The sequence below is a fragment of the Bradyrhizobium sp. HKCCYLS3077 genome, from assembly GCF_051167555.1.
Taxonomy (GTDB): domain Bacteria; phylum Pseudomonadota; class Alphaproteobacteria; order Rhizobiales; family Xanthobacteraceae; genus Bradyrhizobium.
Window position 1 is genome coordinate 776,166 of record NZ_JBNPTH010000001.1, and the last position, 17,489, is coordinate 793,654.

20 protein-coding genes are annotated in these 17,489 nt (G+C 66.5%); 14 read left to right on the forward strand and 6 right to left on the reverse strand.

What is annotated here, in order from left to right; all coding sequences use genetic code 11:
- Positions 1 to 57 precede the first annotated feature (57 nt).
- The 9 genes from ctaD to ACQR0Z_RS03425 all read left to right on the forward strand — a co-directional run bounded on the left by ctaD (position 58) and on the right by ACQR0Z_RS03425 (position 7,292).
- Positions 58 to 1,671, forward strand: coding sequence for a cytochrome c oxidase subunit I (gene ctaD, locus ACQR0Z_RS03385; RefSeq protein ID WP_434856399.1), 1,614 nt, complete (start codon positions 58 to 60; stop codon positions 1,669 to 1,671).
- A gap of 140 nt (positions 1,672 to 1,811) precedes the next feature.
- A complete protein-coding gene (locus ACQR0Z_RS03390; RefSeq protein WP_434917686.1) occupies positions 1,812 to 2,750 on the forward strand; it encodes a heme o synthase in 939 nt (312 codons plus the stop codon).
- Positions 2,751 to 2,771: 21 nt separating this feature from the next.
- Positions 2,772 to 2,948 (forward strand): CoxF protein, encoded by a 177-nt coding sequence (locus ACQR0Z_RS03395; protein ID WP_434917687.1) that lies wholly within the window; start codon positions 2,772 to 2,774, stop codon positions 2,946 to 2,948.
- 9 nt (positions 2,949 to 2,957) lie between these two features.
- The gene (locus ACQR0Z_RS03400) at positions 2,958 to 3,602 is read left to right on the forward strand and encodes a cytochrome c oxidase assembly protein (protein WP_434877845.1); all 645 of its coding nucleotides are present in this window, start codon (positions 2,958 to 2,960) and stop codon (positions 3,600 to 3,602) included.
- A gap of 84 nt (positions 3,603 to 3,686) precedes the next feature.
- Entirely contained in the window at positions 3,687 to 4,544 is an 858-nt protein-coding gene (locus ACQR0Z_RS03405) for a cytochrome c oxidase subunit 3 (RefSeq protein ID WP_434856395.1), read from the forward strand.
- Between the two features lie 168 nt (positions 4,545 to 4,712).
- On the forward strand, positions 4,713 to 5,102 hold the full coding sequence (locus tag ACQR0Z_RS03410) for a DUF983 domain-containing protein (RefSeq protein WP_434856394.1): 390 nt from the start codon (positions 4,713 to 4,715) through the stop codon (positions 5,100 to 5,102).
- A 424-nt stretch (positions 5,103 to 5,526) separates the two neighbouring features.
- Positions 5,527 to 6,297: an SURF1 family protein gene (locus ACQR0Z_RS03415; RefSeq protein ID WP_434917688.1), complete on the forward strand. Its 771-nt coding sequence runs from the start codon at positions 5,527 to 5,529 to the stop codon at positions 6,295 to 6,297.
- Positions 6,298 to 6,466: 169 nt separating this feature from the next.
- A complete protein-coding gene (locus ACQR0Z_RS03420; RefSeq protein ID WP_434917689.1) occupies positions 6,467 to 6,934 on the forward strand; it encodes a MerR family transcriptional regulator in 468 nt (155 codons plus the stop codon).
- Positions 6,831 to 7,292: a carboxymuconolactone decarboxylase family protein gene (locus ACQR0Z_RS03425; protein WP_434918013.1), complete on the forward strand. Its 462-nt coding sequence runs from the start codon at positions 6,831 to 6,833 to the stop codon at positions 7,290 to 7,292. Before ACQR0Z_RS03420 ends, ACQR0Z_RS03425 begins: the two co-directional genes overlap by 104 nt.
- Before the next feature lie 90 nt (positions 7,293 to 7,382).
- Here ACQR0Z_RS03425 and ACQR0Z_RS03430 read toward each other — a convergent pair whose 3' ends face one another.
- On the reverse strand, positions 7,383 to 8,216 hold the full coding sequence (locus tag ACQR0Z_RS03430; protein WP_434917690.1) for a PhzF family phenazine biosynthesis protein: 834 nt from the start codon (positions 8,214 to 8,216) through the stop codon (positions 7,383 to 7,385).
- Between the two features lie 1,337 nt (positions 8,217 to 9,553).
- Between ACQR0Z_RS03430 and thrC the strand changes: the two genes are divergently transcribed.
- The 4 genes from thrC to ACQR0Z_RS03450 all read left to right on the forward strand — a co-directional run bounded on the left by thrC (position 9,554) and on the right by ACQR0Z_RS03450 (position 13,739).
- The gene (thrC, locus tag ACQR0Z_RS03435; RefSeq protein WP_434877850.1) at positions 9,554 to 10,969 is read left to right on the forward strand and encodes a threonine synthase; all 1,416 of its coding nucleotides are present in this window, start codon (positions 9,554 to 9,556) and stop codon (positions 10,967 to 10,969) included.
- The gene (locus tag ACQR0Z_RS03440; RefSeq protein WP_434856569.1) at positions 10,969 to 12,258 is read left to right on the forward strand and encodes a M16 family metallopeptidase; all 1,290 of its coding nucleotides are present in this window, start codon (positions 10,969 to 10,971) and stop codon (positions 12,256 to 12,258) included. The genes thrC and ACQR0Z_RS03440 overlap by 1 nt, the downstream gene beginning before the upstream one ends.
- Before the next feature lie 95 nt (positions 12,259 to 12,353).
- Entirely contained in the window at positions 12,354 to 12,941 is a 588-nt protein-coding gene (locus tag ACQR0Z_RS03445) for a GNAT family N-acetyltransferase (protein ID WP_434917691.1), read from the forward strand.
- 186 nt (positions 12,942 to 13,127) lie between these two features.
- Positions 13,128 to 13,739 carry a hypothetical protein gene (locus ACQR0Z_RS03450; protein ID WP_434856568.1) on the forward strand — a complete coding sequence of 204 codons (612 nt, stop codon included), beginning with the start codon at positions 13,128 to 13,130 and terminating at the stop codon, positions 13,737 to 13,739.
- Between the two features lie 104 nt (positions 13,740 to 13,843).
- Here the strand turns inward: ACQR0Z_RS03450 and ACQR0Z_RS03455 are convergent, their stop codons facing one another.
- The 5 genes from ACQR0Z_RS03455 to ACQR0Z_RS03475 all read right to left on the reverse strand — a co-directional run bounded on the left by ACQR0Z_RS03455 (position 13,844) and on the right by ACQR0Z_RS03475 (position 16,414).
- Complete coding sequence (locus ACQR0Z_RS03455; protein WP_434917692.1) at positions 13,844 to 14,335, reverse strand: F0F1 ATP synthase subunit B family protein; 492 nt, start codon at positions 14,333 to 14,335, stop codon at positions 13,844 to 13,846.
- Positions 14,335 to 14,910, reverse strand: coding sequence for a F0F1 ATP synthase subunit B family protein (locus ACQR0Z_RS03460; RefSeq protein WP_434917693.1), 576 nt, complete (start codon positions 14,908 to 14,910; stop codon positions 14,335 to 14,337). Before ACQR0Z_RS03460 ends, ACQR0Z_RS03455 begins: the two co-directional genes overlap by 1 nt.
- Positions 14,911 to 14,938: 28 nt before the next feature.
- On the reverse strand, positions 14,939 to 15,166 hold the full coding sequence (locus ACQR0Z_RS03465; RefSeq protein ID WP_006615622.1) for a F0F1 ATP synthase subunit C: 228 nt from the start codon (positions 15,164 to 15,166) through the stop codon (positions 14,939 to 14,941).
- Between the two features lie 38 nt (positions 15,167 to 15,204).
- The gene (locus tag ACQR0Z_RS03470; RefSeq protein ID WP_434877853.1) at positions 15,205 to 15,948 is read right to left on the reverse strand and encodes a F0F1 ATP synthase subunit A; all 744 of its coding nucleotides are present in this window, start codon (positions 15,946 to 15,948) and stop codon (positions 15,205 to 15,207) included.
- Positions 15,949 to 16,036: 88 nt separating this feature from the next.
- Positions 16,037 to 16,414, reverse strand: a complete 378-nt coding sequence (locus ACQR0Z_RS03475) for an AtpZ/AtpI family protein (protein WP_434877961.1) — start codon at positions 16,412 to 16,414, stop codon at positions 16,037 to 16,039.
- A 476-nt stretch (positions 16,415 to 16,890) separates the two neighbouring features.
- Between ACQR0Z_RS03475 and ACQR0Z_RS03480 the strand changes: the two genes are divergently transcribed.
- Positions 16,891 to 17,475 (forward strand): hypothetical protein, encoded by a 585-nt coding sequence (locus ACQR0Z_RS03480; protein WP_434917694.1) that lies wholly within the window; start codon positions 16,891 to 16,893, stop codon positions 17,473 to 17,475.
- Positions 17,476 to 17,489: the final 14 nt, after the last annotated feature.

Genomic DNA, 17,489 nt, shown 5'->3' on the forward strand with positions numbered 1-17,489 from the left:
AACGCAAGACATTGAGGGCCGCCGCGCGCGGCCCACGGGGACACTGAGGATTGGACAATGGCGACGAACGTAGCGACGCACACCGGCCATGACGATCACGCGCACGACCATCCGACCGGATGGCGGCGCTGGCTGTATTCGACCAACCACAAAGACATCGGCACGATGTACCTGATCTTCGCCGTGTTCGCCGGCCTGATCGGCGGCGCGATGTCGGTCGCGATCCGCATCGAGCTGATGTATCCGGGCGTGCAGCTCTTCCACGAGAGCCACACCTACAACGTGTTCGTGACCTCGCACGGCCTGATCATGATCTTCTTCATGGTCATGCCCGCGATGATCGGCGGCTTCGGCAACTGGATGGTGCCGCTGATGATCGGTGCGCCGGACATGGCGTTCCCGCGCATGAACAACATCTCGTTCTGGCTGCTGCCGGCCTCGTTCGCGCTGCTCTTGATGTCGACCTTCGTCGAGGGCGAGCCTGGCGCCAACGGCGTCGGTGCGGGCTGGACGATGTATGTGCCGTTGTCGACGTCGGGCCATCCCGGTCCCGCGGTCGACTTCGCGATCCTGTCGCTGCATCTTGCCGGCGCGTCGTCGATCCTGGGCTCGATCAACTTCATCACCACCATCTTCAACATGCGCGCGCCGGGCATGACCCTGCACAAGATGCCGCTGTTCGTCTGGTCGGTGCTGGTGACGGTGTTCCTACTGTTGCTGTCGCTGCCGGTGCTCGCCGGCGCCATCACGATGATGCTGACCGACCGCAATTTCGGCACCACCTTCTTCGCTCCCGATGGCGGCGGTGACCCGCTGCTGTTCCAGCATCTGTTCTGGTTCTTCGGTCACCCCGAAGTGTACATCCTGATCCTGCCCGGCTTCGGCATGATCAGCCAGATCGTCTCGACCTTCTCGCGCAAGCCCGTGTTCGGCTATCTCGGCATGGCCTACGCCATGGTCGCGATCGGCGGCATCGGCTTCGTGGTCTGGGCGCACCACATGTACACGGTCGGCATGTCCTCGGCGACGCAGGCTTATTTCGTCGCCGCCACCATGGTGATCGCGGTGCCGACCGGCGTGAAGATCTTCTCCTGGATCGCCACGATGTGGGGCGGCTCGATCGAGTTCCGCGCGCCGATGCTGTGGGCCGTGGGCTTCATCTTCCTGTTCACGGTCGGCGGCGTCACCGGCGTCGTGCTGGCGAATGCCGGCGTCGACCGCGTGCTGCAGGACACCTACTACGTCGTCGCGCACTTCCACTACGTGCTGTCGCTCGGCGCCGTGTTCGCCATCTTCGCCGGCTGGTACTACTGGTTCCCGAAGATGTTCGGCTACATGTACAATGAGGGCATCGCGAAGGCGCACTTCTGGGTCACCTTCGTCGGCGTGAACCTGGTGTTCTTCCCGCAGCACTTCCTCGGCCTGTCGGGCATGCCGCGCCGCTACGTCGACTATCCCGATGCCTATGCCGGCTGGAACCTGGTGTCGTCGATCGGCTCCTACATCTCGGCCTTCGGCGTCCTGATCTTCATCTACGGCGTGGTCGAAGCCTTCATGCGCAAGCAGCAGGCGGCGGCCAATCCGTGGGGACCGGGCGCGACCACCCTGGAATGGACCCTGTCGTCGCCGCCGCCGTTCCACCAGTTCGAGGTCCTGCCGAAGGTGCAGTGATCCCCGTTCTCCGACGCGGCGCCCTCCGGCGCCGCGTCGATCTCTCCGGCCGCTGCGCCGTTGCTGGCCTCGACCGGATCTCTGAAGCGACGTGCTGAAGCCTCTCGTTCAGCGCCTTTGAATTGAAGTCTGGATTCATCGTGTCGGTCATCGATCAGAACGCCATCGCCGTCGGCCCGCGGATTTCCGAGGCCGATGTCGGCGACTATCTCGCGCTCCTCAAGCCGCGGGTGATGTCGCTCGTGATCTTCACGGCGCTGATCGGCCTCCTGATCGCTCCCGGCCATTTCCATCCCGTGCTTGCGATCACCTCGCTGCTGTGCATCGCCGTCGGCGCGGGCGCCTCCGGCGCGTTGAACATGGCGCTGGAAGGCGACATCGACTCGCTTATGTCGCGCACCGCCAACCGCCCGATCCCGCGCGGGCGCGTCACCCGCCAGGAGGCGCTGGCCTTCGGCATTACGCTGTCGTTCTTCTCGGTGCTGACGCTCGGTATCCTCGTCAACTGGTTCGCCGGCGCGCTGCTCGCCTTCACGATCTTCTTCTACGTCGTGATCTACACGCTGTGGCTGAAGCGCTGGACCGCGCAGAACATCGTCATCGGCGGCGCCGCCGGCGCGCTGCCGCCGGTCGTGGCCTGGGCTGCGGCCACCGGCGGAATCGCGCCGGAGCCGCTCTGGCTGTTCCTGATCATCTTCTTCTGGACCCCGCCGCATTTCTGGGCCCTGGCGCTGTTCCGCAGCGACGATTATGCCCGCGCCGGCGTGCCGATGCTCCCGGTGGTCGCAGGTCCCGACGCCACCCGGCTGCAGATCCTGCTCTACACCATCGTGCTGGTGGCGGTCGCCGCCGCGCCCTGGCCGCTCGGCTATTTCGATGCCGTCTACGGCGTCGTGTCGCTGGCGCTCGGCGCCGGCATGCTGTGGCTCGCCATCGAGGTGTTCCGCAAGCGTGAGCGCCTCACCTCGCTGCGCGCCAACCGCAAGCTGTTCGCCTTCTCGATCCTGTATCTGTTCGCGCTGTTCGCGACGCTCGGCCTCGAGGCGATCGCGCGCATGATCGCACCGCTGATCTGGTGAGGGAGCGCGGGGCAGGAAAGCATGGCGACCGCGATGGCAGATCCGAATGAGTCCGAGGGCATCGTCCTCACCGAGGCGCAGCTGCGCAGCCGCCGCCGCCGCTCGATCGCCATTGCGCTCGCGCTCGGCGTGCTCGTGGTGCTGTTCTTCGCCGTCACCATGGTGAAGGGCCCGATCGTGCTGAAACGGCCGATGTAGAGGTTCGCGATGGACACGACCGACCAGGGCCAATCGACCAACGCGCCGGCCGCACCGGCATCGGCGCCGCGCGGCATCGGCCGCGACGCGCTGGTCGGCGGCATCTGCGGCGCGGTCGTGGTGCTGATGGTCGGCGCCTCCTATGCGGCCGTGCCGTTCTACAACTGGTTCTGCCGCGCCACCGGCTTCAACGGCACCACCCAGGTCGCGACCTCGGCGCCATCTTCCGCGCCGCTGGCGCGCCGCATCAGCGTGCGCTTCGACGCCAATGTCGCCGGCGGGCTGCCCTGGAAATTTGAGCCGGAGAAGACCGAGATCGAGGTCGCGATCGGCGAGGTGGTGACGGTGTACTACACCGTCACCAACCAGGCGGCGCGCACCACCATGGCGCAGGCCGCCTACAACGTGACGCCGCTGACCTCGGGCGCCTATTTCCAGAAGATCAACTGCTTCTGCTTCACCGAGCAGACCATGGCGCCGGGCGAGACCCGCGAGATGCCGGTCGTGTTCTACGTCGATCCGGCGATCACGGCCGACCACGAGAACGATTCGCTGAAGACGATCACGCTGTCCTACACCTTCTATCCCGTCCGCGATGCCGCGCCGAAGCCGGTCGCCGCGGGCGAGCCGGACAAGCCGCGGGGCAACCTATGACCACGCGGCTGTCCGATATCCGGGGACCAATTTTGAACGACTGCGTGCCGGGGCGACCGGCATCGATCTGGGGAGAGACTTGCCATGGCTGAGGCGCACGCCAAGCATCACGACTACCATCTGGTTGATCCGAGCCCGTGGCCGTTCGTCGGCTCGGTGTCGGCCTTCATCATGGCGTTCGGCGCGATCGCCTGGATGCACAAGATGTTCGGCGCCGCGCCGATCGTGTTCGGTATCGGCACCATCGGCGTGCTCTACACCATGGCGAGCTGGTGGGGCGACGTCATCAAGGAAGCCCAGTACAAGGGCGACCACACCCGCGTCGTGCAGCTGCATCACCGCTACGGCATGATCCTGTTCATCGCCTCCGAGGTGATGTTCTTCGTCGCCTGGTTCTGGGCCTATTTCAACGTTGCGCTGTTCCCGAATTTCGAGGTGCAGGCCACCCGCGACGCGCTGATCGGCGGCGTCTGGCCGCCCAAGGGCATCGAGACCTTCGATCCCTGGCACCTGCCGCTGCTCAACACGCTGATCCTGCTGACTTCGGGCACCACCGTGACCTGGGCGCATCACGCGCTGCTCGAGGGCGACCGCAAGGGCCTGAAATACGGCCTGATCCTCACCGTGCTGCTGGGCGCGACCTTCACCTGCGTGCAGGCCTATGAGTACAGCCACGCGACGTTCTCGTTCGCCGGCCACATCTACGGCGCCACCTTCTTCATGGCGACCGGCTTCCACGGCTTCCACGTGCTGGTCGGCACGGTGTTCCTGATCGTGTGCCTGATCCGCGCCTATGCCGGTCACTTCACGCCCAAGCAGCATCTCGGCTTCGAGTTCGCCGCCTGGTATTGGCACTTCGTCGACGTGGTGTGGCTGTTCCTGTTCCTCTGCATCTACGTCTGGGGCCACGGCGCCGAGTCGATGGCGCACGGCGCGCACTGACGCGAACGGCGCATCGGTTACGCCGAACGTGATATGGAAGGGCGGCCGTCGGGCCGCCCTTTTCGTTGGGCGGCTCCCGCCGCTTGATCCAAAAGTGATCCGCGTTCGCGGCCGCCGGCTGTATCACCGAAAGGCGCGCCGCGTCCGCCACCCCTGGGGCAAGACACCATGACCGCTCATCCTCCCGTCACCTTGGCCCAGACCATCCTGCGCGGCCTCGCCTGCCGCTGCCCGCGCTGCGGCCAGGGCAAGCTGTTCGACGGCTTCCTCAACCTGCGCAAGCGTTGCGAGGTCTGCGACCTCGACAACGCCTTCATCGACACCGGCGACGGTCCGGCGATCTTCATCATGATGCTGGCCGGCGCCATCGTGGTCGGTGCCGCCCTGATCGTCGAGGTGAAGTACCAGCCGCCGTTCTGGGTGCATGCCGCGCTGTGGGGCCCGCTGATCCTGGTGACGACCCTGCTGCCGCTGCGCGCAATGAAATCGCTGCTGATCGCCCTGCAATTCCACCACAAGGCCGCCCCCGGCCGCCTGGTCGACAAGACCCCGCAATGAGGCAGCACTTGCGCGTTCGAGCCGACCATCCGCGCCGCGCCGACGGTGCACCCCCCTCCCCCTTGCGTGGAGGGGTCGGGGGTGGGGGGCGCTCAGCAAAGACTCCCGCTGGGGTCACCCCCCTCCCCAGCCCTCCCCCACAAGGGGGGAGGGAGCGCACTGTCTCCCGGGTGAGAGCAGACTGCTTTCTCACGCGCCTGAGCGTCTTCCTGTTTGACTCGTTCGCCCCCAGTGAATGGGACTGCGGCCGTCGCCGCGGGCCCGCTCCGCTCCCTCCCCCCTTGTGGGGGAGGGCTGGGGAGGTGGGTAACCCCGACGGCAGTCGTTGCTGGGCCACCCCCACCCCCAACCCCTCCCCGCAAGGGGGAGGGGAGCGCACCGTCCGTGCCGGGAGAGCCTCGACAAACTCGCGGACGGCTCCGCAATGACGAGTGCGACGAGCCGCAAGACCTCCTCCCGCGCCTTCGCCGCGTTCACCGTCGTGATGGTCGCGCTGTTCATTGGCCTCGGCGTCTGGCAGCTTCAGCGCCGTGCCGCCAAGCACGCGCTGATTGCGGCCCTCACCGAACGCGTCGTCGCCTCGCCCGCACTGCTGCCGCCGACAAGCGAGTGGCCCACACTGACGCCCGGGCGCGACGAATTCCGCCGCGTAAGCTTCACCGCGGCTTACGCCAAGCTCCCCGACGCCATGGTCTACAGCGCCGGCTCGGCCGTGCGCGAGGACGTCTCCGGCCCCGGCACCTGGGCCTTCCTGCCGGCCCGCCTCGCGTCCGGCGAAACCATCGTGATCGACGCCGGCTTCGTCGCCAACACCATGCAGGAGCGCAGCATCCAGGACCGCCAGGTCGGCAAGCTCGTCACCGGCGCGCCGGTGACGCTGACCGGCTATCTGCGCTTCCCCGAAGCCGCCGGCCTGCTGACCGCCGCCGAGAATCGCGACAAGCGCCTGTGGTTCACCCGCGACCACCTCGCCATGGCCCGCGCGCTCGGCTGGGGCGAGGTCGCGCCGTTCTACATCGATCTTGAATCGCCCGTGCCCGACAACGGCATTCCCAAGCCCGGCCCGCTGTCGCCGCACCTGCGCGACGAGCACATGCAATATGCCATCACCTGGTTCTCGCTCGCCGCCGCGCTGATCGCGGCCTTCGCGATCTGGGCCAGGGGACGGCGCAGGGCCGATCGATCAACCCCGTAGCCCGCATGAGCGAAGCGACATGCGGGATCACCTCGACCGCCTTGCTGGTCCCCGCATGTCGCTACGCTCATGCGGGCCAGGCTACGATCGCGTCGGCAAAACGCCGCTTGACTTAGAGTGCGCTCGAACCCGTAGCCTGTCGGGCGTCGTGAATGGAGATCGAGCGCGCATGAAGATCGGCGAACTGGCCAGGCAGTCGGGGCTGACCGCCCACACGATCCGCTACTACGAGCGCATCGGACTGCTGCCCAGGGCCGATCGCGATCATGCCCGCCAGCGGGACTACGACGCATCGATCCTGACCTGGATCGAATTCCTCGGCCGTCTCAAGGCCACGGGAATGCCGATCCGGGACATGCTCCGTTATGCGGAGTTGCGCGCGGGCGGCGCCGCCACCGAGCCGGAGCGACGCCGGTTGCTGGAGCGGCATCGCGAGGCGGTTCGGGCGCAGGTCGCCACGTTGCAGGATTGCCTTCTCGTTCTCGACGGCAAGATCGCCGGCTATGTCGGCAGCAGCGAGAGGACTGATGAGCATGACGCAATCCATCCCGAACCGATCCGCAACCGCGAGCACGACGTCCTCCGGCGCCGACACCGATCAGGACCGGCTGGCGCGCGGCCGGCGCGCGCTCGATAGGATCGACGGCGAGGCCGGGCACAACGTGATCGCCGCGCTCGCCGACATCGCGCCTGACTTCGCCACCTACGTGATCGAGTTTCCGTTCGGCGACATCTATTCGCGCCCCGGTATCGATCTGCGCAGCCGCGAGATCGCGACCATCGCGGCCCTGACCGCGCTCGGCAATGCCAGCCCGCAATTGAAGGTGCATATTCACGCTGGCCTCAATGTTGGCCTCAGCCGCGCCGAGATCACCGAGGTGATCATGCAGATGGCGGTCTATGCCGGCTTTCCCGCCGCGCTCAACGGGCTGTTCGCGGCCAAGGCGGTGTTCGCGGAGGCCGATGCGAAGGCGAGTGAGGCCGCATCGGTCTGAGCGACGACCGCCGAGCTCGTCGCCCGCATGAGCGAAGCAAGATGCGGGACCAATGCCGCCCCGCATCGCTGCAGCCCAAGCGGGCGACCGCTATGTCTCGATCGCCCGCACGCTGCCGGCCACCTTCACCGGCGCACCTGCCGCTCCGTCCAGGTCGACCTGCAGCCCGCACGGCACGCCCATGTCCTCGCCCTGGCGGATCATGATCGGCCCTTGCGCCGGCCAGGCCAGCTCACGCAGATAGCCGGCGAGTGCCGCGGCGGCAGCACCCGTCGCGGGATCCTCATAGACGCCGCCGAACGGGAACGGATTGCGGGCGTGGATGAGCTGCGGCGTCTCGACATGGATGAGGGCAAAGGTGCAGAAGCGCTCGCGTTGCGCCAGCGCCTGGCCCCGGCTGAAATCATAACTCATCGCAGCGAGGCGGCCGCGCTGGCGCAGCGCGATCACCGGGTGATCCATGCCGGCGTGAGCCAGGACCGGCGGAATCCGCGGATCGAGATCGTCATGCGTCAGGCCGAACAGCGCCAGGATCTCCTCGACCGCCAGCGCGGAGAGCGCGCGCGTGCGCGTCGGCGGCGAGCTGAACGCCGCGCTCCATTCCGTTGCCGAATGCACGCCTTCAACGGTGATCTCGGCATGGTTGAGCCGCAACGCAAACCGGCCGGAGCCCTGCTGCCTGGCCAGCGCCGCGCCCAGCGCAATCGTCGCATGCCCGCAGAAATCCACCTCGGCCTCGGGTGCGAAATAGTGCACCCGCCATGCATCTCCGTCCGGCGCCGCGAACGCCGTCTCGGAATAGCCGATCTCCGCCGCCATCGCCTGCATCACGGCAGCTTCGGGCAAGGAGTCGCCGATGACGACACCGGCCGGATTGCCGCCGCGTGAGCCGTCGGTGAAGGCTGCGATACGCTGGATGATCATGACGGGACTCGCGCTCGATCGTTGTCTCGGAATCCTAGGCGGCCGGAGCCCGCAAGTGAAGAGGGGCCGAAGGACCGGTCGCCGCGCGGCTCCGCTTCACCTCGTCGAAAACGCGTGCTCCCATCACAGCGTGACTTCACCGTGCGGATGGTGGTTATGGACGACACCGAAAGCCGGCAGACTGGGCCGGCCCACAAAGCGTGCCGGCCTGATCTCGTCGGACCTGAGTCGCCCGACGGGCAGTCAGGACCGCCGCCGACGGTCACACGAACTGATAAGTTCGGCTGCGCGTGAAATCCGTTTTTCTCAGCGAATCCAGAGCGGTCAACGTATTCAGCCCGGCTCGCTCGAGAATTTCACTTTCATATTTTCCGAAATCATGATTGTATCCCTGCATCCCGCCTCAAAGCGAGGGGCGTACGCGTCGTCACGGACGTGAGGTGGGATGCGATGGACGGGCGGGCAGCAACTGACGAGTGCGGCCTGAACGGACGGCGAAGTCGCGTGGTCCTGACACCCCGACGCTGGTGTCCTGCGGGAGCGCTCAGGCGCTGTCGCTCACGGTGGCCAGAAAGCCCGGTGCACCGAGGAGAGCGCGTATAAGACGTAACCCATCGCGCAGGGAAGGCCGGGTCGCTCTGGCTGAACCTGTGGTTCCTGCCCCGTGCATTCTTGTTCGCACGGGGGCCGCGGGTGCCAGCCGGCATCCGGTCTTCCCTGCGCCCTCTGCTTCATGGAGGGAGGAGTTTCCGCACAGCTCGGGCGCAATCGCGTTGCGAGACCGCAGCCACACGCTCGGTCGTCATTCCGGGGCGGGCCGCGCAGCGGCACGAGCCCGGAATCCATACTCCCGGTCGTGGTTATGGATTCCGGGCTCGCGCTTCGCGCGCCCCGGAATGACGAAGGGGAGAGATCGTGACGATGTCCTATCATTCGCTTGTTCGTTCGAAGTGCCCGGCTTGACGCCACCGGCACCCTCGTCATCCCGCGCGCTGGCGGTGATCCTGTCCCCGCGGCGGCGCGGTCGATCATCGGCGGCGCGGCCCAATGGGTCGCCCGGTCAAGCAGGGCGATGACAGCGGTGGGGAGGCGAGATCGGGCATCGAAGTGCATGACGGGAGGGCAGGGGCGGAGGACGGTCGCCTGACGTTGTCCCACCCAAGCCATGCGCCCCGTAACCCCGCCGTAACCCGCCGTCGTGACCATTCCCGGCCCAACAACCGGTTTCGCAGCCTCCCCAAAACCATTATGGTGCCGGACCATGTTGCCGCCAGGCGGTTCCGATATCGAGTTCAATCAACAGGTTATGGCCTGGTGACACAGGTCAGGAGAGCGGTTTGACGCGCTATGTTTCGACCCGCGGGGAGGCCCCCGCGCTCACCTTCTGCGATGTGATGCTGACCGGGCTCGCCCGCGACGGCGGCCTGTACGTGCCCGAGACCTGGCCGCAGCTGTCGGCGGAGACCATCGCGGGATTCTTCGGCCGGCCCTATTGGGAGGTCGCGGTCGAGGTCATCAAGCCGTTCGTCGCCGGCGAGATCTCCGATGCCGAGCTCGGCCGCATGGCCAACGAAGCCTACGCCACGTTCCGCCATCCTGCGGTGGTGCCGCTCGACCAGATCGCCCCGCACCAGTTCGTGCTCGAGCTGTTCCACGGCCCGACCCTGGCGTTCAAGGACGTCGCGATGCAGCTGATCTCGCGGCTGATGGACCACGTGCTGGCCAAGCGCGGCGAGCGCACCACGATCGTGGTCGCGACCTCCGGCGACACCGGCGGCGCCGCGGTCGAGGCCTTCGCCGGCCGCGACAATGCCGATCTGATCGTGCTGTTCCCGAACGGCCGCATCTCCGAGGTGCAGCGCCGCATGATGACGACGTCAGGCGCGTCGAACGTGCATGCGCTGGCGATCGAAGGCCATTTCGACGACTGCCAGGCGATCGTGAAGGGCCTGTTCAACAATCACGGCTTCCGCGACTCGGTTTCGCTGTCCGGCGTCAACTCGATCAACTGGGCCCGTGTCGTCGCCCAGGTCGTCTATTACTTCACGTCAGCGGTCGCCGTCGGCGCGCCGCATCGCGCCGTCGACTTCACCGTGCCCACCGGCAATTTCGGCGACATCTTCGCTGGCTACGTCGCCAAGCGCATGGGGCTGCCGGTGCGCACGCTTCGCGTGGCCACCAACGTCAACGATATCCTCGCCCGCACGCTGGCCACCGGGATCTATGAGGTGCGCGAGGTGCATGAGACGACCACGCCGTCGATGGACATCCAGGTGTCGTCGAACTTCGAGCGGCTGTTGTTCGAGGCCGGCGGCCGCGACGCCGGCACCGTGCGGCGGCTGATGGAGGGTCTGAAGCAGTCCGGCCGCTTCGTTCTTCCCGATGCGATGCTGGCGGCGATCCGCGCCGATTTCGATGCCGGTCGTGCCGACGAGACCGAGACGGCGGCGGCGATTCGCGCTGCCTTCCGCGAGGCCGGCGATCTCGTCGATCCGCACACCGCGGTCGCGCTCGCCGTGGCCGATCGCGACGGCACGGATCTGTCCGTGCCGAACATCGTTCTCGCGACAGCGCATCCCGCCAAATTCCCCGACGCGGTGGAGGCCGCCTGCGGACAGCGTCCGCATCTGCCGGTCTGGCTGGAAGGGCTGATGAGCAAGCGCGAGGATTCAAGGATCATGCGGAACGATCAGGCCGAGGTGGAGAAATTCATCCGCTCGGTCAGCCGGGCCGCCAAGCAGGGAATCGCATGATGGGCGTGGAAGTCACCAAGCTGCCGACGGGGCTGACGGTCGTCACCGACACGATGCCGCATCTGGAGACGGCGGCGCTCGGCGTCTGGGCCGGGGTCGGCGGCCGCGACGAGAAGCCGGATGAGCACGGCATCTCGCATCTCCTCGAACACATGGCGTTCAAGGGCACCACGACCCGCAGCGCGCGCGAGATCGTCGAGGCGATCGAGGCGGTCGGTGGCGACTTGAATGCCGGCACCTCGACCGAGACTACCGCCTATTACGCGCGCGTGCTCAAGGCCGACGTTCCGCTGGCCCTTGACGTGCTGTCCGACATCCTCGCCAATCCGTCCTTCGTGCCCGAGGAGCTGGAGCGCGAGAAGAACGTCATCGTGCAGGAGATCGGCGCGGCGCAGGACACGCCCGACGACGTCGTGTTCGAGCATCTCAACGAGCTCTGCTTCCCCGACCAGCCGATGGGCCGCTCGCTGCTCGGCACCGCCAAGACGCTCGAGGCGTTCGACCGCGACAAGCTGCATGGCTATCTGTCGACGCATTATCGCGGGCCCGACATGGTGGTCGCCGCGGCTGGCGCCGTCGATCATCAGCGCGTGGTCGAGGACGTGACCAAGCGATTCGCCAGCTTCAATGGCGGTCCCGCGCCGAAGCCGCAGCCGGCTGCGTTCGGCAAGGGCGGCTCGCGCGTCGTGCATCGCGACCTCGAGCAGGCGCATCTGACGCTCGCGCTGGAGGGCGTGCCGCAGGCCGATCCGTCGCTGTTCTCGCTGCAGGTCTTCACCAACATCCTCGGCGGCGGCATGTCGTCCCGGCTGTTCCAGGAGGTGCGCGAGAACCGGGGCCTCTGCTACTCCGTCTACACGTTCCACGCGCCCTACAGCGACACCGGCTTCTTCGGCCTCTACACCGGCACCGATCCGGCCGACGCGCCGGAAATGATGGAGGTCGTGGTCGACATCATCGGCAATGCGGTGGAGACGCTGAGCGAGGCCGAGGTCGCCCGCGCCAAGGCGCAGATGAAGGCCGGGCTTCTGATGGCGCTGGAAAGCTGCAGCGCCCGCGCCGAACAGCTCGCGCGTCACATCCTCGCCTATGGCCGGCCGCAGACCCTGCAGGAGATGGTCGCCAAGATTGAGGCCGTGAGCGTTGAAAGCACCCGCGATGCCGCGCGTGCGCTCCTCGCACGCAGCAAGCCGGCCGTGGTTGCGCTCGGGACCGGCAGGGGTCTGGACACGGCGGTGAGTTTCGCCGAAGGTCTGACCGGGCCGAAGTCGAAGGCCCAACTGCATTGAGCATGGGTCCTCACACGCAAGGCATCGGGCGGGTCGTCCCCGCCGGGCGCTGCGACCGTGGATTCGGGAGCTGAAACGCAGGGGGAGCATCACCGATGGCCCTGTTCCGTCTACCGTCCAGTGGACCGGCTGCGCTCGCTCCGCGCGGCAACGGCCTGCTGCTGCGTTCGCCGCAGATGGCCGATTGCGCGCAATGGGCGCGGCTGCGCGAGATCAGCCGCGAATATCTGACGCCGTGGGAGCCGATCTGGCCGTCCGACGACCTGACGCGCTCCGGCTTCCGCCGCCGGCTTCGCCGTTATGCCGAGGACATCTCGGCCGACCGCTCCTATCCGTTCATCGTCTTCCGCGAGCAGGATGGCGCCATGCTGGGCGGCATCACGCTGGCCAATGTCCGCCGCGGCATCGTCCAGGCCGGCACCATCGGCTATTGGATGGGGCAGCCGCATGCCCATCGCGGCTACATGACCACGGCACTCAAGCTGCTGCTGCCGACCTTGTTCGGCGAGCTCAATCTGCACCGGGTCGAGGCCGCCTGCATTCCGACCAATACGCCCTCCATCCGTGTGCTCGAGAAGTGCGGTTTCACCCGGGAAGGGCTGGCGCGGCGCTATCTCTGCATCAACGGGGTCTGGCAGGACCACTACCTCTATGGCCTGCTGCAGGAGGATTTCAGGGGGTGAATTGTGATCGGGCGGGCGTCGGGAGGTCGCGGATCGGGGCTGGTCCGGCGCTCTGAAATGGGTATAGACGGCCAGTGCGGCTGCCCCATGTTCCGCCAGGATCGCGCCAGTGCGCGTGGGGGCCGGACGACCGAGATGCCGGGGATTTCGAGAATGCGACAGACATGTGTGATTCGGGTTGGGACACTGGCCGCCCTGCTGCTGGCCCTGGGCGCGACGGGCGCCGCGCCGCCGGCCGCGGCGCAATCGCTGACCGACCGGTTCAAGAGCCTGTTCGGCGGCGGTTCGGATGACAAGGGCCAGTCCAATCTGCCGGCCAGCGGCGGGCCGCCGGACGATCCCACGGATGGGCTGACCTGCCCTCCTGTGAACATCCGCGCGGGAGCTTCGACCTACTCGGTGGCCGCGCCCGGCAAGCAGGCGGTCGGCAATGACGTCAGATTTCAGGCGTCGATCACCAAGACCGCGCGCGAGTGCAACCTCAACGGCGCCGAGATCATCGGCAAGATCGGCATCCAGGGGCGGGTCGTAGCCGGCCCGGCCGGCGCGCCCGCGACGGTCGATATCCCCATGCGCATCGCGGTGGTGCAGGGCGGCATCGGCGAGAAGGTGATCGCCACCAAGGCCTACCGGACCACGGTGCAGATGACCGCCGACGGCAGCGTGCCGTTCACGATCGTGGCCGAGGACATGGTCTACCCGGTGCCGCCGCCCGGCTCCAACGCCGACAATTACGTCTTCTACATCGGCTTCGATCCGCAGGCGCTGGCGCCGGAGCGCGGCAAGAAGCGGAAGTGACGACCTCCGCGGGTGCGGGGGCGACGGCGGAGAGAGGCTTGGAAAGCAAAAGGCCGGTGCGGGGCACCGGCCTTTTGGAAGATGTTGGATGTTCGGGTCGCCGCTCAGTTCAGCTTGCGGCTGACTTCGGCGATGCCCTTGGCGACGAGGTCTTCGCCGAGAGCGCCCTTGACCGATTGCGACAGCACGGTCGCGGCGGCCTGGACGGCGGCGTCGGCCGCGGCGGCCCGGACATCGGCAAGCGCCTGGGCTTCGGCGAGGGCGATCTTGCTCTCGGCGGCCTTGGTGCGACGGGCGACGAAGTCTTCCATCTTGGCCTTGGCCTCCGCCGCGATGCGCTCGGCTTCCGCCTTGGCGCTCGTGACGATCTCCTCGGCCTCGCGCTCGGCGCTGGCGCGGCGGGTCTTGTAGTCGGCGAGCACCTTGGCCGCCTCGTCCTTGAGCCGCTTGGCCTCGTCCAGCTCGTTCTTGATGCGCTCGGCACGGTGGTCGAGCGCCTTCAGGACCATGCGGTGGACGCCGAGATAGGCGAACAGGCCCATCAGGATCACGAAAGCGATCGCAACCCAGGTTTCCGGATCAGCGAGCAAATGCATCAGGCTGTTCCCTTCAACGATGCATCGACCGCAGCTTCCACCGTCTTGGCCGCAGGGGCCTTGCCGGTGAGCTGCAGCACGATCGCGCTGGCGGCATCCGAGGCGATACCACGGACATTGCTCATTGCGGTCGCACGGGTCGTGGCGATGGACGTCTCGGCCGCCGCGAGCTTGGCCGCGAGGCTGTCTTCCAGCGCCTTGCGTTCGGCATCCGAGGAGGCCGCGAGCTTGTCGCGGGTCTCGGCACCGATCGCCTGGGCGCGGGCACGAGCCGTCGCCAGCTCGGTCTCATACGCCTTCATCGCGGCTTCGGATTCATCCTTCAGCCGCTGCGCTTCGGCCAGGTCGCCGTCGATCGCCTTCTGGCGGGCGTCGATGACAGCCCCAACCTTCGGAAGCGCCACACGCGAGACGATCACGTACAGCGCCACGAAGGCGATCACCAGAGAGACGATCTGGGAGGGAAAGGTTTCCTTCGAGAACGGAGGAAACCCATGTCCGCCATCGGCCTCGGTATGGGCGCTTGCGCCGCCCTTGGCCGCGCCGCCCTTGGCCTCACCATGACTTTCAGCCACGGGCTTCTCCTGTCCGGCTCAGGCCGTCTTAGACGGCGTACAGCAGGAGCAGGGCGATCAGCAGCGAGAAGATGCCGAGCGCTTCGGTCACCGCGAAGCCGAAAATCAGGTTGCCGAACTGGCCCTGGGCGGCCGACGGGTTGCGCAGAGCAGCCGACAGGTAGTTGCCGAAGATGATGCCGATGCCGGCACCCGCGCCACCCATGCCGATGCAGGCAATGCCCGCGCCAATGTACTTCGCTGCGACCGGATCCATGACGAACTCCTTTGAGAGGTTAGGTAGAGAGGGCCGGATCAGTGGCCCGGATGGATAGCATCGTTGAGATAGATGCAGGTGAGGATCGTGAAGACGTAGGCCTGGAGGAACGCGACCATCAGCTCGAGGCCGGTCAGGGCGACCGTGAGACCGAGCGGCAGCAGCGCGCCGACCTTGCCGACGAAGCCGAGCGCGCCGAGCATGGTCACGAAGCTCGCGAACACCTTCAAGGTGACGTGGCCGGCCAGCATGTTGGCGAACAGACGGACGCTGTGCGAGATCGGGCGGGAGAAGAAGGAGATGATTTCGATCACGACCACCAGCGGCAGGATCACCGCGGGGATGCCGGAGGGCACGAACAGCTTAAAGAACTTCAGGCCGTTCTTGTAGAAGCCGTAGATGATGACCGTCAGGAACACCAGGAGCGCCAGCGAGAAGGTAACGATGATGTGGCTGGCGACGGTGAAGGTGTAGGGGATGATGCCGACGATGTTCGAGACGAAGATGAACATGAACAGCGAGAACACCAGCGGGAAGAACGTCATGCCGTGCGAGCCGGCGCTGGTTCTGATGGTGTTGGCCACGAACTCGTAGGACAGCTCGACCATCGACTGGAACCGGCCCGGGACGAGCGCGCGTCCGGCGGCCATCATCATGACGGCGATGAGCACGACCGCGAGCAGCATGTACGCGGACGAATTGGTGAAGGCGATCTCCTGATTGCCGATATGGCCGATCGTGAAGATCTTGTTGAGCTGGAATTGATGGATCGGATCGATCATCCGCGTGGCGTCTCAGTTGTTCACCGGCCACGCCGGCGCTTTGCAATTCACTCGTTGGTCTTCCGCCCTGAGGTCTTCCGCACGGATCTCATTGGCGGGGCCTGTCGGGGGCGACGCCTGCAGATCTGACCACGTTCAACACGCCGGCGGCGAAGCCGAGCAGGAAAAACACGATAAATCCGAAGGGCGATGTCGACAGCAAGCGGTCGAAGCCCCAGCCAAGCACCGCGCCGACGAGGACACCGGCGATCAACTCGGAGGACAGTCGCAGGCCACGCGCCATGGCCGAAGCCCGGGCTGCAGTGTCACCGCCGCTGTTTCCAGGTTGATCAGCCCCTACCTTTCGGCCGTCGCGAAATTCGGACAACCGTTGGTCGAGACTTCCGAGCCTTGCGGAAAGCGCAACCTCATCGGGCGACTTGTCGCGATCTCCGTGTCCGCTGCGCTCGCTCGTGCCATCCGCCATGTGCTTGTCCGCCATGTGTGGAGACCCGAGCCGTTGCTGCGAGTTTCAGGAAATAGCGCCCCATCGCCCTTTAAAGCCGCGCGGACCATACTGACCGCATCCCCCCAAGTCAAGATTGCGTGTTGAACTGTTAGATGCCTGAATTTGCTCGTTTTCTCGGCTTTTTCGTCAGATCGGGCCGACGTGTCACCGCGCCGCATCAACAGTGTTCTGTGCAGTTGCAATGCTGCTCCGATCGGCGCGGTCACCACCGCGCCGGCGCGACGCGCGCGCTTGACGTTGGTTCCGGGCCTGCGCCGCCTGCACCACCCGCCGCCGCGTTGAAATCCGCATGCGTCACGCCTACGTCGGGAACGGCGGTTCGGCCTGTGGCAGCTCATCGCACGGAGCGGAATGTCATGGCGTCGACACAATGCAGGCGTGCATGGCCGCCGTCCTGAATCGCGCGTCGTGGCGCCTTGGAGGCTCGGCCAGTCATGAATCTCATGCAACCCTATCGGCAGCCTCTCCTGGTTCCCTTGGTCCTCTTCTTGGTCCTTTTGGCGTTCGGTGGCCTGGGCGGGCCCGCATCGGCCGATGACGCCGCGCCAGACGGCGACAAGGGCCGCTACACGATGTCGACGACGCCCGATGGCGTGGTCCGGCTCGACACCCGGACCGGCGCGGTCTCGACCTGCAACAACAATTCCGGCTCCGGCTGGGCTTGCTACGCCGTCCCCGACGAACGCGCGGCGCTGGATGCCGAGATCGGTCGGCTGCAGGCGGAGAATGAGAAGCTGAAGGCTCAACTCGCGTCGCGCGACCAGAGCATCTCCGGCAAGATCGACGAGCCGCTGCCGAAGGACCAGGCGCTGCCCAAGTCCGATCAGTTGAAGAAGGCCGAGCCCAAAGCGTCGGATTCCAAATCGGATTCCAAGTCTGCCGATGGAACGCGCAAGCTCGAGATCCCGTTGCCGAGCGACCAGGACATGGACCGCATGATGGGTTTCCTGGAGCAGGCCTGGCGCCGGCTGCTCGACATGGCCAACCGGGTGCAGAAGGACGTCTCGGGCAGGATCTGACCTTGGACAGGTGA

What these genes read in the sequence shown, in the direction of transcription:
- ACQR0Z_RS03470 (WP_434877853.1), bottom strand. Translation starts at nt 15,948, where the DNA reads ATGATCGATCCGATCCATCAATTCCAGCTCAACAAGATCTTCACGATC.
- ACQR0Z_RS03480 (WP_434917694.1), top strand. Translation starts at nt 16,891, where the DNA reads ATGAATCTCATGCAACCCTATCGGCAGCCTCTCCTGGTTCCCTTGGTC.
- ACQR0Z_RS03395 (WP_434917687.1), top strand. Translation starts at nt 2,772, where the DNA reads ATGGCGACCGCGATGGCAGATCCGAATGAGTCCGAGGGCATCGTCCTC.
- ACQR0Z_RS03405 (WP_434856395.1), top strand. Translation starts at nt 3,687, where the DNA reads ATGGCTGAGGCGCACGCCAAGCATCACGACTACCATCTGGTTGATCCG.
- ACQR0Z_RS03410 (WP_434856394.1), top strand. Translation starts at nt 4,713, where the DNA reads ATGACCGCTCATCCTCCCGTCACCTTGGCCCAGACCATCCTGCGCGGC.
- ACQR0Z_RS03465 (WP_006615622.1), bottom strand. Translation starts at nt 15,166, where the DNA reads ATGGATCCGGTCGCAGCGAAGTACATTGGCGCGGGCATTGCCTGCATC.
- ACQR0Z_RS03430 (WP_434917690.1), bottom strand. Translation starts at nt 8,216, where the DNA reads ATGATCATCCAGCGTATCGCAGCCTTCACCGACGGCTCACGCGGCGGC.
- ACQR0Z_RS03445 (WP_434917691.1), top strand. Translation starts at nt 12,354, where the DNA reads ATGGCCCTGTTCCGTCTACCGTCCAGTGGACCGGCTGCGCTCGCTCCG.
- ACQR0Z_RS03475 (WP_434877961.1), bottom strand. Translation starts at nt 16,414, where the DNA reads ATGGCGGATGGCACGAGCGAGCGCAGCGGACACGGAGATCGCGACAAG.
- ACQR0Z_RS03420 (WP_434917689.1), top strand. Translation starts at nt 6,467, where the DNA reads ATGAAGATCGGCGAACTGGCCAGGCAGTCGGGGCTGACCGCCCACACG.
- ACQR0Z_RS03400 (WP_434877845.1), top strand. Translation starts at nt 2,958, where the DNA reads ATGGACACGACCGACCAGGGCCAATCGACCAACGCGCCGGCCGCACCG.
- ACQR0Z_RS03425 (WP_434918013.1), top strand. Translation starts at nt 6,831, where the DNA reads ATGACGCAATCCATCCCGAACCGATCCGCAACCGCGAGCACGACGTCC.
- ctaD (WP_434856399.1), top strand. Translation starts at nt 58, where the DNA reads ATGGCGACGAACGTAGCGACGCACACCGGCCATGACGATCACGCGCAC.
- ACQR0Z_RS03455 (WP_434917692.1), bottom strand. Translation starts at nt 14,335, where the DNA reads ATGCATTTGCTCGCTGATCCGGAAACCTGGGTTGCGATCGCTTTCGTG.
- ACQR0Z_RS03415 (WP_434917688.1), top strand. Translation starts at nt 5,527, where the DNA reads ATGACGAGTGCGACGAGCCGCAAGACCTCCTCCCGCGCCTTCGCCGCG.
- ACQR0Z_RS03440 (WP_434856569.1), top strand. Translation starts at nt 10,969, where the DNA reads ATGGGCGTGGAAGTCACCAAGCTGCCGACGGGGCTGACGGTCGTCACC.